Origin of the sequence: Nostocoides sp., from assembly GCF_037045025.1 — a bacterium.
Lineage (GTDB): Bacteria > Actinomycetota > Actinomycetes > Actinomycetales > Dermatophilaceae > Nostocoides_A.
Map to the genome: position 1 here is coordinate 1 of NZ_JBAOHM010000002.1, position 13,928 is coordinate 13,928.

Below are 13,928 nucleotides of genomic sequence, written 5' to 3' on the forward strand. Positions count from 1 at the left end.
TTGCAGAAACTTCTTGACCGGGGTGGTGCGGGGCCCATTTGTCGAGATACAGCGGACTTTTTCAACCGGCGAATGCCGCCTTTCCACACCGGACTGATAGACATTCATGACCAGCGGCCGGATGGGCAGCTCAAGGCCCTGTCAGACTGGCGGGGTGGTTGGCGATGACCGGGGAGGACAACGGTGAAGGCGTCCGACCTCGAGCGAGAACAGGTCCTCGACTACTTCGCGGCCCAGATGGCCGACGACCCCGTGGTGCATTTGGAGAAGGTCGCGGTCGAGCGGGTCGGCTCGGTGCTGCACGACATCTGGGACGTGCACTGCAGCGGCAGTCGTTGGTGGGCGATCAGCAACTCGCTCAACTACTACTCGCAGGACGACTTCACCAGCCGCGACGTCGCGCTCACGTTTCACGTCGGGCTCATGGTTCGCATCGCCAGCCGAGAGGAGCGCCCGATCACCGATGAGGCTGCGGGACTACTTCCTCGAGCGTGGCGCCTGTGGGAGCAGGCGGTCGAGTCCCTCGACGGCGCACGCGAGGCCGAGGACTTCCAGGCGGTCGGGGTGCGACTGCGCGAGGCGATGGTCACCTACGCCGGCGAAGTTGCCGACGACTCGCTCATACCCGAAGGTGGCGACGCCCCCAAGGCGGCTGACGTCGTGGGCTGGACCAACCTGCTGATCTCTGATCAAGCCGAGGGTCCTTCCAGCAAGCAGCTGCGCTCGTACAGCACCAAGCTCACACGTGAGACGTGGGACTACGTCAACTGGCTGACCCACGCCAAGAACGCGATCGCCAACGACGCGCACATCGGAGTCGCGGTGGTGAGCCATTTCCTATCGGTGATCACCGCCATGTGCCTGCGGGCGGCAACGGGCGCGAGGAGCCGGTGCGCGAGCTGTGGCTCTTACCGAATGGTCCCGGTGCCTGCATCCGCTGCGGCTGGGGCGACCCGGACTACGTGACGCCGGCCTCTCGGGAGCTGACCGAGGAGGAGCTTGCCGCCCGACTGGCGGAACCGTGCGTGCCCAGCTCCGACATCTCCACGTTCATGTCACCGGACGACTACCGCTAGACACCGGTTCCTGTCGACCGCCCAGGCGCTTGCCGGTGACCGGACACGGGATGAGCTCTCCCCTGAGAGCCTCGCTCACAGTTTGACGAGCGCCGCCGATCGAGGGCCTGAGGGTGCGCGCCACGTCAGCGCCCCGCCTCCCCTTCCGTGTCTGCCTCGACAGCCGCAGGCGTACGACTAATTGGGCGGCGCAAGTCGGACGGTTTTTCCGTACGGTTCGCGGCCCTGCTGGCCTACCGTCGAGACCATGACCGAGAACGCCACCGTTCACTTGCCCGACGACCACCTCGAGGTCCGCGACCTGTCGTACGACTTCACGCGGACGCGCCAGATGTACGACCTGTTCAAGCAGTCTCTTTTCGATCCCGGCTTTGACTCTCCCGGCGACGCGCCGCCGCCGGATCGCCTCGAGCTCTACATGAAGAGCCGCGCGCGCGGCGCCGGCTACGTGGCGGACTTCGTCTACACGTCGCGAGACCTCCCGGTCCGGGTCTACGGGATCCTGATCAACCGCGGCCGCGGTCTGGAAGTTGCGGAACTCGAGCTCTTCAAGCTGACCTGGCGATACGAGGACGGCAGCGACGAGGACCGCGCTGCAACCGACCACGATCGCGGCGCTGAACCGGGCCAGCTCATCACGAGCGATCTCCTTCGCCGCATCCCTCTTGGCAAGATCGTCGCTCGCGCTCAGGCGACTCTCGCCCAAGACGACTGGCGTAGCGAGGGCGTCACCCAGCTCGGCCTCGATGGCCGGCGAGACATCCCGGTAGAGGATCTCCTGCCCGAGGAACTCAGCGCATTGGAGACTGCGACGAGCTCCGCGGCAGGCAAGCGCCGCGGCCGACCAGGCCTACCGGACACGCTGCTCGAGGACGTAGCGCGCGCGTACCTCGAGGAAGCCGCCAACGGGCCGGGGCTAACGGGTCGGCTCGCCACGAAGTTCGGGCGCCCCGAGCCGACCGTGCGGGACTGGATCGGCACCGCACGACGGCGCGGCTTCCTCTCGCCGGGGCAGCCAGGTCGGCGCGGCGCTGGCCCGGGTCCCCGCCTCGTCGACCGCGAGGAGGGCGGCACCCAGGTCACGTGACGGGCCAGCTGGCACCCCGACGGCGAACGCCTAGGGCCGCGATTTCCTATTCATCTGCGCAGGCGAACCACCCCATGCTCTACTTCTCGCGAGCCCCAGGTGACCCGAGACGCCTGGGGCTCTTTCATGTCCAGCAGCGGCAGCACGAGCAGCTCTGCTCGGCGGGCCCGGTGCCTCCGGGCGCGCTCGGGCAGCGAACGACACAGGTCCCCTTCCTGCTGTGAGGACGGGGATCTGTGTCGGTGGTCGGTCTGCTAGTACAGGGTCACTGGGTCAGCACCTGGGCCTCCCCGATGCGGATCGGGAGGGGCTCGGTGGCCAGGTCGAACTCGATGGTTCCGGACTGGCCGCCACCGGTCCACTCGACCACCCAGTGGCTCGTCGCGGTGACCTGGTACGCACCCTCGGGCTGGTCGGTCGACATCTTCGCGTAGCGGTGCCCGCAGGTCGGGGAGTCCTGCTTCCCGTAGTGATCGGCGTACGGCGTCCCCTTCCCGGCGCAGGTCACCTTGGTGCCGTCACCCATATTCCACACGATGCTGGAGACGCTGGCGGTCGCGCTGACCGAGACCGTGCCCTCGCTGGCTGAGGCGGTGATCGGGCCGAACGTGTCGCCAGTCGGGCTGTCCACCCACATCCACACCGGCAGACCGACGAGACCGACCCGGTTGGGGCCCGACTCGGGGACGATCCCGATCGTGATCGGATCCAGGTCCATCGAGGCGATCGCTCGGTTCGCAAGGACCACCGGGTCGATCGTCACCGTGCCGTTCTCGATCCACATCAGCTCCCACGAGGACCCCGGCGGCGGGAAGTAGCAGACGTGCCAGGCGCCGTCCTCCTCGGTCTGACCAGGCGGTGGCTCGGTCTCATCCGCCGGGTAGGCCTCCCCCACATAGCACCCATGAGCACTACTCCACACCGACCCGTCCGGTCCGGTGCATGGGATCTCGTTGCCCGCGTACGAGCAGGTTGACGAACCTCCACCGCCGTTGTCGCCGCCGCCTCCGGGATCGCCGCCGCCGTCCGAACAGTCAAGCTCAAACTGGCCTGTCTCCGGGTTGTAGACCTCGACGCACTCCGCACTTGCGCTCGACGCGGTGAACAACACGACAACCAGCGACGCCGCGACCGTCAGCGCGAGAGCGAGGAGCCGCCTCAGCATGACTGATCCCATTTGATGTCGGACTTGGAAACCTTCCACGCTCCCTTGTCCTTGACCAGGGTGTACTCGACGGGAAGGGGGTTGCCCAGCGGATCCCCGTTAGGGTCCGTGTGCTTGATGCTCTTGCCGTCCTTGTTGCGCTCGACTACGTCGGTTCGGTCCTCGCAGTCGGTGATGATGATCATCGAGTCGGTGCGGCGCCGCGGTTCGTCGAGGGTGTGGCCGTACTGGCCCGTGACCTTGATCTCGTACCGCTCCAGATCCGCGACGGCGGCCTGAATCTGGAGGAACTCGTCGCCCGTTGCGACCTTGTTCAGACGCTTGAAGTCGATCGTGGCGGCTCGGTAGAAGTCGTCGCGCACCTTCAGGTACCCGGTCAGCTGAGCTGCCGCCTTCTCCTCGGGAGTCTGCGGCGTCGGCGCAGTGCTCGTCGGGGTCGAGCTGGGCGTTGCGGTCGGGGTGTCCTCGGCCTCGGGGTCGGTGCCGTCGTCCGAGCAGCCCGTGAGGGTGAGGGCGAGGGCGAGGGCCACTCCCCCGAGTGCGGAGTGGTGCTTCCTCATGCGGGGTCTCCTCCTGTGTTGGGCGGCGCCATGACTGATCGCTGGCTGACGTCGGTGGCGATGTGCTCGCGGTGTTCTTCGGCGGCGTCGACGAGCTCGGCCAGCGAGCCGTTGTCGGCGGGGTCGATGCCGAATCGCTTGTCGGCGTCGTAGAGGGTGCGGATGGTGTCGCGGACGAAGACGGCTCTGGCGACGCGTCGCGCGTCGAGGTCGGGGCGGTCGCCGCCGGCCGCGACGTAGCGGCCGGTGAGCTCCTGGTTGAAGGTGGTCATGTGCTGGTGCTCCCTTCCCGAGTCAGCTCGCGAGCCAGCCGTGGGTACTGATGATGGTCTTCGTGCGCTCCGACAGTTCCATGGGGGCGTCGCCGTCGTCGGACCGGTTGCAGATCTCCTCGCGGAGGATCCGGTCGGCCTCGAGCTGGTCGCCCTCGGCCTTCATGACGTGGGCCAGGCACAGGCGGGTGCTCTCGCCGTCAGGGTCGGCCCGGTTGGCGACGTAGGCGGCGGAGCGGGCCTTGACCAGGTCGCCTGCGGCGAGAGCCTCGGTGACGACGATGAGGGCGACGTCGGCGATCCAGCCAGAAGCCATGAGGTCGACGCGGTCGGGCTCGTTGACGAGCCAAGACCATCCCTCTTCACGCAGCTGGCTGAACGGCTTCGCCTCGCCGACCAGCTCGAGCGCGGTGCAGAGGTCGGCGACGCCTTCCGCGCCGCCGCGGGCCTGCCCGCGCTTGCGCAGTCGGAGGAAGAGGTGGAGGTCGACCAGGAGGCCGTCGTCGACCTGGTAGACGTTGACGCCGCGGAGCTTGGTGGCAGGGGCCTTGTCGGCGTGGGGCAGGTGGGGCTCTCCAGTTGTGGGGTTGGTGCCCAGCCATTCGCGGACGGTGTTGGTGTAGTCGCGCACCTTGCCGGGGGTGATCCCGAATGCCTCGCCGATCTCCTCGCGGGTGGCTCCGTGTTTGCGGTGCAGGGCCAAGTACGCGAGGAGCTCGGTGAAGTAGGGCTTGCGCTTGGCCAGGGCCTTGCCGTGGGTGCGCGCGGTGACCGGACCGAGCAGGCTGAACCGTGGACGGTCGCTGTTGGCCGAGAACCAGTCGGCGATGTCCTGGTCGAGAGTGGGGTCGCTCTGCTCGACCTCGGCTCGGACGTGCTCGGGCACCTTCGGCGCCAGCGTCTCGAGGTCCTCCTGCACGATCGCGCTCTGACGGATGTAGTCCTCGTCGTCGCCCTCCAGGAGGGAGGACAGCGGCTCGTCGACGGTGTCCGCGGGGGTGTTGCGCGGCAGGGTGTACTCGCGGCGCAGTGCCCCGGACTGGTCGGTGTAGGCCTCCCAGCCGTCGGTGACGGTCTCGTCGACCGGCACGGGGACGTCCTCGGCGACCTCGCTCTGTGCGTAGACCAGGGCGCAGCCGCGGGCTTCGTCGCTGGTGAGGCCGACGGCGATGAGGTTGAGGCCGGCGTGCTCGAGGACGACGCGGCCGGTGTTCGTCATGTGCAGGACGGCGCCCGGTGTGTTGGGGCGCTCGCCGGCGACGACGATGGAGGTGGCGGACTGCCCGACGTGGTTGGTGACCAGCTGCAGCAGCTGCTCAAGGTCCTCGGGGTCTCCGGCCGCCGCGTCGAGCAACAGCATCCGGGCGGGCCAGGTGTCGTCGTCGACGCTGCCGGTGCGCGCCGTGGACGCGTCGGTGTCATGTCGCTTCGCCCGGTCGATCGTGGTGACGGCGGCCGCGAGGGCCTCCGCGGTCGCGGGTGACCCGGCTGATCCGGTCGGGTAGTAGCTGATCCGCTCGTCCATGGCGACGGCTTCCTCAGCCACGCCGATGCAGTCGACCTGGACGCGGCGCGACCATGGGTTGACGGCGAGCTGCGCGGCGAGGTGGCGGGCGAAGTCCCGGCCGTAGGTCGGGTCGCCGCTAATGGTGAGTGTGGACAGCTCCTCGCAATTGAGCAGCCACGTCTCCCCTGTGTCGCTCATGCCGATGGTGGCCAGTAGCGGGTACGGCGGCTCGACGTTGCCGGTGTCGGGGCCGAGCTCGTCGACGGCGGTGTCCGTGCTGACCTGCCAGTGGGTCTGGTCCGGGCTGCCCACCCAGGGCGCCGGGACTGCGGCCGGCGCGCTCAGGTGCAGGGTCAACTTGCCGTGCCCGAGCTCCACGGCAGCGAGCGGCGGCATCGTGGTGCCCCGCGCGCCGACGGCGGCCGCGAGTCGGCGCAGCGCCTCGTCCGCGAACTCCACGGTCGCCGCGGCCGCGGCACCGGTGGCGTTCAGGGTCATCTCGACCGGCGCGAGCTCCGAAGGCGGCGCGGCGATCGCGCGGCCGGGCGTCCGGTTCCGGTAGCCGGCGCGGCGGCGGGACCGCAGGGCCATGAGCAGCGCCCCGGACAGCAGGACGCCCCCGCCGGTCAGACCGGCGAGGACCCACGGCGCGTCGAGGATCGAGTCGTCAGCGTCGTCGACCTGGTCGACGTCGGCGGCCGGCGACGCCGGCGCCTCGGCTTGGGGCGGCGCGTCGGGCACGGCCGTCTCGGGTACCTCGGGCACCTCAGGCTCGTGGGCGACCGGCGGCTCCTCCTCGGCCGGCGGCTCGACGGGCCGCTGGTCCTCGGGGCTCGCGGGCGTCTCGGGCTCGACGTCGCGCGGCTGCTGGTGCGGGGGGTCGTCGTGACTGCCCCCCTGCTCGGCGTCGGGGATGTTGAGCTTCCAGCCGACGTCGATGACGTCGGGGTCGGTCAGCTGGGCCCCGCCGGGCTGGGTGATGCCGGTGGAGGCCCGGTATATCTCGGGCCAGCGGTCGGCGTCGCCGAGCTGCTCTTGGGCGATCTCGCTGAGGGTGTCGGTGGACTGCACCGTGTAGTCGTGCGCCGGTGCCCCGCCGTTGACCGCGGGCAGCTTGAGAACCCAACCGGGCTCGAGGAAGCTCGGCTGCGCGCCGAGGAGGTCGCGGTTGAGTTCGACGAGCTCCTTGTAGCGGGCACCGTCGCCGAAGTGGTTCTCGGCGATCGACCACAGGCTCTCCCCCGGCTTCACAGCGTGGTCGACGGTTTTGCGCTGGCGCTCCTGCTTCGTCTCGACCTTGAGGTCCTGCTGGGCGGGTGCCTGGTCGGCGGCACCGGCGTTGACGTGTCCCACCGTCACCGGCGCCGCGGCGGCCGTGGTGATCGTGGCTGGCTGGGCGGCGATGGGCGCGGCGAAGAACAGCAGAGCGGCGAGGCCGATGAGGCCGCGTGCTGCGGCCTGCGGCCGGCCCAGGCCCGGCAGCTGGGGCGCCTGGACCTTGCGGAGCCGTGCGATGGCCTCCACGACCAGGCTCAGCGCCATGAAGGCCCACGCGACCCAGCCGATCACCTTGAACAGGCCGAGGACGAGGGTGCCGTCGTCGGGCGCCATGAGCGCGTTCTTGATGCCGTCCAGGGTCGGGACGTGGTCCGGGATTGGGCTGGCACCGATCGCGAGGAATAGTGCGGGCAGCCCGAGGACGATGCCGAGTACGGCGACCGAGGCTGCGAGGCCGGTGAGCCGCTGGCCCAGGGTGGGATGGGTGGGCGTGGTCATCTCTCGATGCCTCCTTCGGCGCGGATGAGCCGCGCGGACGCCTCCCCGGTGACCTGCATCGTGTCCAGGCCGATGATCCCGAGGAACTTGCTGGTGTATGTGTCGGTGGTGGTGACGATCAGGGTGTCGCCGTCGACGACGCGGACGGTTCCCTCCACGCCGGCGGCGCGGAGATAGTCCATGGCGGCCGTCTTGGCGGCGGTGAGGTCGACGTGGAGGTCCTCGCCGCGGACTGCGGTCGAGCCCTGAACCTCCTGGGCGCCGGTGCGGGCGGCCTGGGCGGCAGCGCTGCGGGCTTGCTGCTGGGTGTGGACCTTGCCGCCGAGGTCGACGGCCATCCCGACGAGGATGATCATCGCCAGTGCTGCGGTGGCGAACCAGACGCTGATGGAGCCGCGCTCATCGCGCGAGCGCCGCGTCGTGAGACTGCGGATGCGGGCGGTCATGATCGGCGCTCCCGGTAGGCGTCGACGGGGCTGCTGGCGGTGGCGGTGATCGTCCGGGTGCCGGGCAGGCCGGGGATGCTCAGGTCCGCCACGTCTACCTTGCAGGTCACGGTGGCGGTGACCTGGGCGGTGGTTCCCAGCGGGGCGTTGAAGGCCGCAGCGTTGATCGTGATGTTGGTGGTCGTGCACTGCAGGCCTTGGTCGTGCAGGCTGCTGGTGGCCGCGGACTTGCCGGAGGTGATGGCCTCGCTCTGAGTTCGCTCGATGGAGGCCGCTCGTGCTGCCTCGTAGGCGGCTGCGTCCACGGACTGCCTGGCGATCTCCACGCGGCCGCCGAGGATGATCATCGCCACGAACAGGCCGAAGGCCGGGACGCCGATCGCGGCCTCGATGGCCACCGACCCGCGCTCGTCCCGGCGCCGGCGGCGTGCGCTGGTCCGCCTCGTGTGCCTGGTCATTCGGTGAGCCTCTCGACCGGGACGCTGGCGCTCTGGGTGACGGTCACGTGCCAGCCGGGGATGACGCTCATGGACTTGCCCGTGACGGTGATCGTGGCGGTGGTCGTGGTCCGTGATCCGGAGACGCTGGTGGAGGTCATCACGTCGGAGCCTCCGGCGTCGTGGAGGAACGTGTTCGCCGTGGCCACACCGGCGTCGCGGGTGCCGGTCTCGCTGCCTGCCTCACGGGCGCCCTCCTGCGCGGCCGCGAGCGCTACCTGCTTCGCGTGGTAGTAAAGGGCGCCTTGGAGGCCGAGGAACATCAGCAGGAACAGCGCGGGCATCAGGAAGACCATCTGGATGGTCACCGACCCGCGCTCGTCCCGGCTGCGGCGGTGGAGGCTGGCGAACATGGCGGCCTACTTGATCTTGGCGGACTCGCTGGTCACGAAGAACTTGATGGCCGCGACGACGATGCCGACGATGACGATCACGGCGCCGGCCCACAGGACCTGCTCGATCGTGACGGAGCCGCGCTCGTCGCGCTGCCTGGTGACGCGGCCCTCGAGGGAGGCGAGCAAGGTCAGCGCCGACATCTGGAGGGCGATGAAGAGCTTCAACATCGGGGTTCTTCCTTCCTGGTTGTTCGGTTTGCGGTCTGGGTGACCCTGGTTCTTTGGGGTCGGTGTTAGGTCGGTCAGGTGGTGAAGCGGAGCAGGGAGGGGGTGACGAGGATCGCCATGAAGACGATGCCGAGCAGGCTGGCTGGGATGTACATGCGCTCGGAGGTGGCGTTGGCCCTGCCGACCTCGGCGCTGAGCATCGCCGAGCGAAGTGCGGCGGCGCGGGCCCGGAGGTTGTTGTAGATCTGGGCTCCGTCCTGGCCGGACTGCTGCATGATGTCGGCGAGGTCATCGAGCTCGGGGACGGCGAGCTCGTCGGCGAGACCGTGCAGGGAGTCCCAGGGTGCGCGGGTCATGTAGCGGGCGCGGCGCAGCTCGCTCTCGATCCGCTTGAAGACCCACTTGTCGCCGACCTCGGCTGCCGAGCGCAGCGCCTGCTGGCCGCTGGATCCGTCGCGGACGCCGGTGGCCACCATGTCGATGTAGGCGCCCAAGGCTCGGCTGAACTCGATGCGGGCCTTCTTGGCGTCGTCAGCAGCGTTGTAGTTGGGCATGAACCAGAACAGGGCGGCCAGCGCCAGCGAGCCGAGCGTCGGGATGGCGAACGGCAGCGGCAGGCCGATCAGCATGAAGAAGGCGGCCAGCAGGGGCGGCATGATCAGGCCGAGCAGTGCCCAGACGACCTTCTCGCCGTAGAACCGGGTCTCACTGATCTGCAGGATGGCCAGGTCCTTGCGAGGTGTGTGGGCCCAGGCGCCGCCGGGCAGGTTCTTCATCGCCCACAAGCCGATCCGATCGACCGCCGAGCCGGTGCCGGCGTCGACGTCGAGGCTGGGAGTGTTGCGGCGGGGTACGACGTGGTCAGGTGAGAGACGGTCCAGCGCGTCGACCAGGTCGGGGTCGGAGGGCGCGAGGCGCCATACGAGCAGGGCGAGGGCCAGCCCGATGAGGGTGCCGCTGGCGAGCGCGATCTGCAGGCCGGTCATGCGAGTGCTCCTTCCTTCTCGCCCGGTGCCGTGCGCTGGGCGGCGCGGTGCGCGTTGCGGGCCTGGAGGTCGAGGAACCGCGGGAGGGGCTTGGCGACGGCCATCCGGCGCATCCACAGCAGCGTGGCCACGTAGGCCGAGAGCAGGACGGCGAGGATGACCTGGCCCAGCGGGGACCCGTAGGGCTCGATGTAGTCGCCGGTGAAGGCGAGCATGCCGAGCACACCGAGGGTGATGACGGTGACGGTGCGGGCAGTGGTGCGGGGCTTGGCCTGGTCGGCGGCGATTTGGCGGCGGGCGCGCACGTCGGAGGCGACGGTCTCGGCGAGGGCGTCCAACGCCTTCGACAGTCCGGCCTGGCCGCGGCCGCTGGCGGCAAGGATCAGCTGGCTGGCCACGACGTCGCCGGTGGAGTCGTTGAGGTCCTCGGCGAAGGCGCGCAGCACGTCCTCGGTGCTGGCGGTGTTGTTCCACAACCGGGAGACCATCAGGCCGACCTCGCGCTCGATCGGCGCCGGCGCGGACTGCAGGGACTTGATGAGCGCCGAGCGCAGGGACTGGCCGGCGGTCAGCTTGCCGGACAGGGACCGAGTCCACTCCTCGAGCGCCTCGAGCTTCTCGATGCTCGCGGCCGCCGGCGGAGGCGTCAGCAACAGCGGGATACCGATGATCCCGGCCGGGACGAGCACGATCGCGATCACCCAGCCGGTCACCAGCGCGACCAGGAGGCCGGCAACGGCACCGCCGACCATCAGCATCCGGGTGCGGCGGTCGAGCCGGACGAACCAGTTCCCCAGCCGCCCGAACGGGGTGACGGTCCGGGCGGGCCGCGGCGGCTTGGGCGGCGCGGGGATCAGCGCGTAGCCCATCCCGATCAGGCCGATGACGATGAGCGCACCGAAGACGGCGGGCAGGAACGCGGTGCTCATGACGTGGCCACCCCCGGGTTGGCCTGGGACTCGGCCTTGTACGCCTCGAGGTCGAACCCGTGCCGCGCCAGCTCCTGGGCGAGGAAGTTGTCGAGCTTGCCGGTCGCGACGGCCTGGCCGAGCTGGTTGGGGGCGAAGATCGGGGTGGTGGCGTATCCCCTGGCGGCGTCGATGCTGGGCTGGACGACCAGGACCTCCTCGACCCAGCGCTGCTTGCGGAAGGTCCCGTCGGGATTGGCGACGACCTCCGAGCGCAGGTACATCACGATGTCGATCGCGGCGGCCAGCTTGCTGATCGCCAGCTCGCGGGTGACCTGGGGGCCCTTCTCCATGGCGCAGGAGACGAGCTTCTCGATGGTGTGCTCGGCGCTGCGGGCGTGGGTGGTGCTGATCGAGCCCGGCCCGGACTCCATGGCCTTGAGCATGTTCCAGACCTCGGGGCCGCGGACCTCGCCGACGATCTGGCGGGCGAGGTTGAACCGGAAGGAGTGGTGGATGGCCTCCTCGAGGCTGAACTCACCGGCCTGGCGGCCGTCGATGCCGACCTCGCCGGATCCGGGGCGGTGCTCCCAGGCGTGGACGATCTTGTGGCGGTCGACGAGCTCGTGCAGGTGCAGCTCGAACTCGGTCTCGAAGGTGCCGATCATCTCCCAGGGTGGGATGCACGAGCACAGGGCGCGGACCCAGGTGGTCTTGCCGCTGCCTTGGACCCCGGAGACGACGATGCTCTTGCCCGCGCGCACGCAGGTTGCGACGAAGTCGGCCAGGACCGCGCTGCACGCCTTGCGGTCGTAGACCATCTCGTCCATCGACACCTCGCGCATGCTGTGTCGGCGGATCACGACGGAGGTGTAGGCCATCACCCAGGAGCCGGCCGCGAGCCGCGCTCCCCCGGGCAGCCGGAGGTCCAGGTGCGGCCGGGCCTCGGTGAAGGGCCGGTTCTGCCGTGCGCCGAGGTCGGAGAGGAACTCGCGCAGCTCGTCCTCGGAGTCGGCGATCGGGGCGGCCTCGACCAGGGTGCCGTCGACCAGCTCCAGCCACACCGAGCAGAGCGGGCCGCGGGCGATGACGATGATGTTCTCGACGTCCTCGCGCTCGACCAGGGGCTGCAGGCGGCCGAGTCCGAACAGGGCGGCGTGGAGGGCGGACTTGAGTGCCTTCTCGTGGTCCTTCGTCCACGGCGGCCGGCCGGTGGAGACCAGCGTCTCGGCCTCGGATTTGATGAGGTCCTCGATGACGTCGAGGCCCATCTGCTCGCGGTCCTCCTCGGTGACCCGGCCACCTTCCTTGTCGAGCCGGGCGGTCAGTCGCGACGGAGATCTCGGCGCGGTACTGCGCGATCAGCTCCCAGTCCAGCTCGACTTCGCCATCCGTGCCGCGGGTGTCGTGGTGCTCCTCCGGTGCGGGCGCCACAAGCGGGCGCAGGCTGAACTCCGAGCGGGCGCGGCCAGGCAGCTGGCCCTCGCCTTCGCTGGTCCAGGCGCCGGCGAAGATCGGCAGCGAGGTCGGGTCGTGGTCCTCGACGACCGGCGGCGGGGGCGGCGGGGTGCCGTTGGTGCCGCGGGCGAAGGGCGAGGTCGGCTCGCGGTTCGCGGCATGGCGGGCCTCCAGCCACTCGTCGGCGCGCAGCGGGTCGCGGCCGTTGGTCTCCGGGTGGTGTCCGTTGGTGCTCATGCGTGGCCTCCGTTCGTGGGAGCGAGGGCGGCCTGGTTGGCGCCGAGGATGGACTGGATGGCGGCGGTGCTGCCCCGGTAGCCGCGCAGCAGCCCGGAGGACTCGAACTTGCGGGGCTTGCGCGCGCCGTGGGAGTAGACCTCGGCCACCTCGGGCTCCCAGTCCACGGAGGCGACCACGGGGATCTGGAGGGCCTTGGCGATGTGGCGTGCGGTGTAGGGCCGGACTCGGGCGCCGGTGGGAAGCGTGGGCCAGCGTCGCTCCTCGTCGACGAGGAATCCCCCGAGACGGGAGAGCCCACCGACCGCGGCGAACTGTGCCCGCAGGGTCTTGGCCCAGCTGGTGGCACCGGCCAGGGCCGGCAGCGAGCTGCGGGTGACGAGCAGGGTCAGGTCGGAGCCGGCGATCAGCGGCTGGGGCCAGCCGGCGAGGCCGAGTCGTCCGGCGTCGATGATGACGTCCTGGCCGTTGCGGTCGAGGGCGCGCAGTTGCTCGGTGAGCGGTTCCCACAGGGGCAACAGGCTGGGGGCCTGCTCGTGGGCGCGGATGCCGGGTAGGAACCAAGCAGACCGCTCGGCCGGCGCCTCGGGGTCCAGCAGCAGCGTCTCGCGGGGCAGTGCGTCCGCCAGCGTTCCCTCGCGCAGGGACAGGGCGAGGTTGATCAGGCCGCCGGTCGGCTCCTGGGTGCCGTGGAAGTAGCCGGCGAAGACCGAGGAGGATCCGGTCGGGTCGGCGTCGACCAGGAGCACGGGTCGGTGCCAGTTGAGGGTGAGCCCGAGCGCCGTGGTGGACACGCCGGGCGAACCGCTCGCGGAGGCCAGGACGATCACCGCCATGCCTCAGCGCTCCCGGGCGTCCAGGACGAGTGCGACCCGTCCGGTGGCAGCCCGGGCAGCCAGTTCGGCCGCCTCGGCTTCGGGCAACGAGACGTCGACGACGGTCTCGCCCGTCTCCTCGACCCGGTTAACACCAACGACGGTCGCCTCGATGGTGACCGGGTCTTCGTCGGTGATCTCGCCCTGGTCGCCGGGCGTGGTGACGATCCGGACGACGTCGCCGCCGTAGAGCGGCTCTGACGGCATCTGCGCGGGAGTAAGGCTGATGCCCACCAGGGACTCTCCCTCCCCTGGCACCAGGTTGTCGGTGACTGCCTGCGCGTTGAGCAGGGTGCCGGCCCACAGGTCGACGGCAGCGCGGCTGCCCTCGAGCTCGGCCTTCTGGCTGCCGGGGACCGGGGTCAACGCCGGGTCGACGCTGACCCGCACGACGGCGAGGTCGCCGGCCTCGATGGTCTCGCCACGCTTGATGTCGTTGCTGACGACCAGGACCTCTTGGGTGTCGTTAACCGAGGTGAACGCGAACGCGGTCCCCAGGCCGCCGGCAGCGACAA

15 protein-coding genes are annotated in these 13,928 nt (G+C 69.9%); 2 read left to right on the forward strand and 13 right to left on the reverse strand.

Annotated elements, in window-relative coordinates:
* Positions 1-183 precede the first annotated feature (183 nt).
* On the forward strand, positions 184-966 hold the full coding sequence (locus V9G19_RS00035; protein WP_462283456.1) for a hypothetical protein: 783 nt from the start codon (positions 184-186) through the stop codon (positions 964-966).
* Positions 967-1,323: 357 nt separating this feature from the next.
* Entirely contained in the window at positions 1,324-2,163 is an 840-nt protein-coding gene (locus V9G19_RS00040) for a hypothetical protein (RefSeq protein WP_462283457.1), read from the forward strand.
* Positions 2,164-2,428: 265 nt separating this feature from the next.
* Here the strand turns inward: V9G19_RS00040 and V9G19_RS00045 are convergent, their stop codons facing one another.
* From V9G19_RS00045 to V9G19_RS00105, 13 genes are all read right to left on the reverse strand, one after another.
* On the reverse strand, positions 2,429-3,328 hold the full coding sequence (locus V9G19_RS00045; RefSeq protein WP_462283458.1) for a hypothetical protein: 900 nt from the start codon (positions 3,326-3,328) through the stop codon (positions 2,429-2,431).
* Positions 3,322-3,888, reverse strand: a complete 567-nt coding sequence (locus V9G19_RS00050; protein WP_462283459.1) for a hypothetical protein — start codon at positions 3,886-3,888, stop codon at positions 3,322-3,324. Before V9G19_RS00050 ends, V9G19_RS00045 begins: the two co-directional genes overlap by 7 nt.
* Entirely contained in the window at positions 3,885-4,160 is a 276-nt protein-coding gene (locus V9G19_RS00055; protein WP_462283460.1) for a hypothetical protein, read from the reverse strand. Before V9G19_RS00055 ends, V9G19_RS00050 begins: the two co-directional genes overlap by 4 nt.
* A gap of 22 nt (positions 4,161-4,182) precedes the next feature.
* Complete coding sequence (locus V9G19_RS00060) at positions 4,183-7,443, reverse strand: LysM peptidoglycan-binding domain-containing protein (protein WP_462283461.1); 3,261 nt, start codon at positions 7,441-7,443, stop codon at positions 4,183-4,185.
* Positions 7,440-7,889: a pilus assembly protein TadG-related protein gene (locus V9G19_RS00065; protein WP_462283462.1), complete on the reverse strand. Its 450-nt coding sequence runs from the start codon at positions 7,887-7,889 to the stop codon at positions 7,440-7,442. The genes V9G19_RS00060 and V9G19_RS00065 overlap by 4 nt, the downstream gene beginning before the upstream one ends.
* Entirely contained in the window at positions 7,886-8,347 is a 462-nt protein-coding gene (locus V9G19_RS00070) for a TadE/TadG family type IV pilus assembly protein (RefSeq protein WP_462283463.1), read from the reverse strand. Before V9G19_RS00070 ends, V9G19_RS00065 begins: the two co-directional genes overlap by 4 nt.
* Positions 8,344-8,739 (reverse strand): TadE/TadG family type IV pilus assembly protein, encoded by a 396-nt coding sequence (locus V9G19_RS00075; RefSeq protein ID WP_056680593.1) that lies wholly within the window; start codon positions 8,737-8,739, stop codon positions 8,344-8,346. The genes V9G19_RS00070 and V9G19_RS00075 overlap by 4 nt, the downstream gene beginning before the upstream one ends.
* Positions 8,740-8,745: 6 nt before the next feature.
* Positions 8,746-8,949: a hypothetical protein gene (locus V9G19_RS00080; protein ID WP_462283464.1), complete on the reverse strand. Its 204-nt coding sequence runs from the start codon at positions 8,947-8,949 to the stop codon at positions 8,746-8,748.
* Between the two features lie 74 nt (positions 8,950-9,023).
* Positions 9,024-9,935, reverse strand: coding sequence for a type II secretion system F family protein (locus V9G19_RS00085; RefSeq protein ID WP_462283465.1), 912 nt, complete (start codon positions 9,933-9,935; stop codon positions 9,024-9,026).
* A complete protein-coding gene (locus V9G19_RS00090; protein WP_298519680.1) occupies positions 9,932-10,864 on the reverse strand; it encodes a type II secretion system F family protein in 933 nt (310 codons plus the stop codon). The genes V9G19_RS00085 and V9G19_RS00090 overlap by 4 nt, the downstream gene beginning before the upstream one ends.
* On the reverse strand, positions 10,861-12,114 hold the full coding sequence (locus V9G19_RS00095) for a CpaF family protein (protein WP_462283466.1): 1,254 nt from the start codon (positions 12,112-12,114) through the stop codon (positions 10,861-10,863). The genes V9G19_RS00090 and V9G19_RS00095 overlap by 4 nt, the downstream gene beginning before the upstream one ends.
* Before the next feature lie 420 nt (positions 12,115-12,534).
* Complete coding sequence (locus V9G19_RS00100; RefSeq protein ID WP_462283467.1) at positions 12,535-13,374, reverse strand: hypothetical protein; 840 nt, start codon at positions 13,372-13,374, stop codon at positions 12,535-12,537.
* Between the two features lie 3 nt (positions 13,375-13,377).
* The coding region (locus tag V9G19_RS00105; protein WP_462283468.1) for an SAF domain-containing protein at positions 13,378-13,928 on the reverse strand (551 nt) is incomplete at its 5' end.

What these genes read in the sequence shown, in the direction of transcription:
- V9G19_RS00040 (WP_462283457.1), top strand. Translation starts at nt 1,324, where the DNA reads ATGACCGAGAACGCCACCGTTCACTTGCCCGACGACCACCTCGAGGTC.
- V9G19_RS00045 (WP_462283458.1), bottom strand. Translation starts at nt 3,328, where the DNA reads ATGCTGAGGCGGCTCCTCGCTCTCGCGCTGACGGTCGCGGCGTCGCTG.
- V9G19_RS00050 (WP_462283459.1), bottom strand. Translation starts at nt 3,888, where the DNA reads ATGAGGAAGCACCACTCCGCACTCGGGGGAGTGGCCCTCGCCCTCGCC.
- V9G19_RS00055 (WP_462283460.1), bottom strand. Translation starts at nt 4,160, where the DNA reads ATGACCACCTTCAACCAGGAGCTCACCGGCCGCTACGTCGCGGCCGGC.
- V9G19_RS00060 (WP_462283461.1), bottom strand. Translation starts at nt 7,443, where the DNA reads ATGACCACGCCCACCCATCCCACCCTGGGCCAGCGGCTCACCGGCCTC.
- V9G19_RS00065 (WP_462283462.1), bottom strand. Translation starts at nt 7,889, where the DNA reads ATGACCGCCCGCATCCGCAGTCTCACGACGCGGCGCTCGCGCGATGAG.
- V9G19_RS00070 (WP_462283463.1), bottom strand. Translation starts at nt 8,347, where the DNA reads ATGACCAGGCACACGAGGCGGACCAGCGCACGCCGCCGGCGCCGGGAC.
- V9G19_RS00075 (WP_056680593.1), bottom strand. Translation starts at nt 8,739, where the DNA reads ATGTTCGCCAGCCTCCACCGCCGCAGCCGGGACGAGCGCGGGTCGGTG.
- V9G19_RS00080 (WP_462283464.1), bottom strand. Translation starts at nt 8,949, where the DNA reads ATGTTGAAGCTCTTCATCGCCCTCCAGATGTCGGCGCTGACCTTGCTC.
- V9G19_RS00085 (WP_462283465.1), bottom strand. Translation starts at nt 9,935, where the DNA reads ATGACCGGCCTGCAGATCGCGCTCGCCAGCGGCACCCTCATCGGGCTG.
- V9G19_RS00090 (WP_298519680.1), bottom strand. Translation starts at nt 10,864, where the DNA reads ATGAGCACCGCGTTCCTGCCCGCCGTCTTCGGTGCGCTCATCGTCATC.
- V9G19_RS00095 (WP_462283466.1), bottom strand. Translation starts at nt 12,114, where the DNA reads ATGGGCCTCGACGTCATCGAGGACCTCATCAAATCCGAGGCCGAGACG.
- V9G19_RS00100 (WP_462283467.1), bottom strand. Translation starts at nt 13,374, where the DNA reads ATGGCGGTGATCGTCCTGGCCTCCGCGAGCGGTTCGCCCGGCGTGTCC.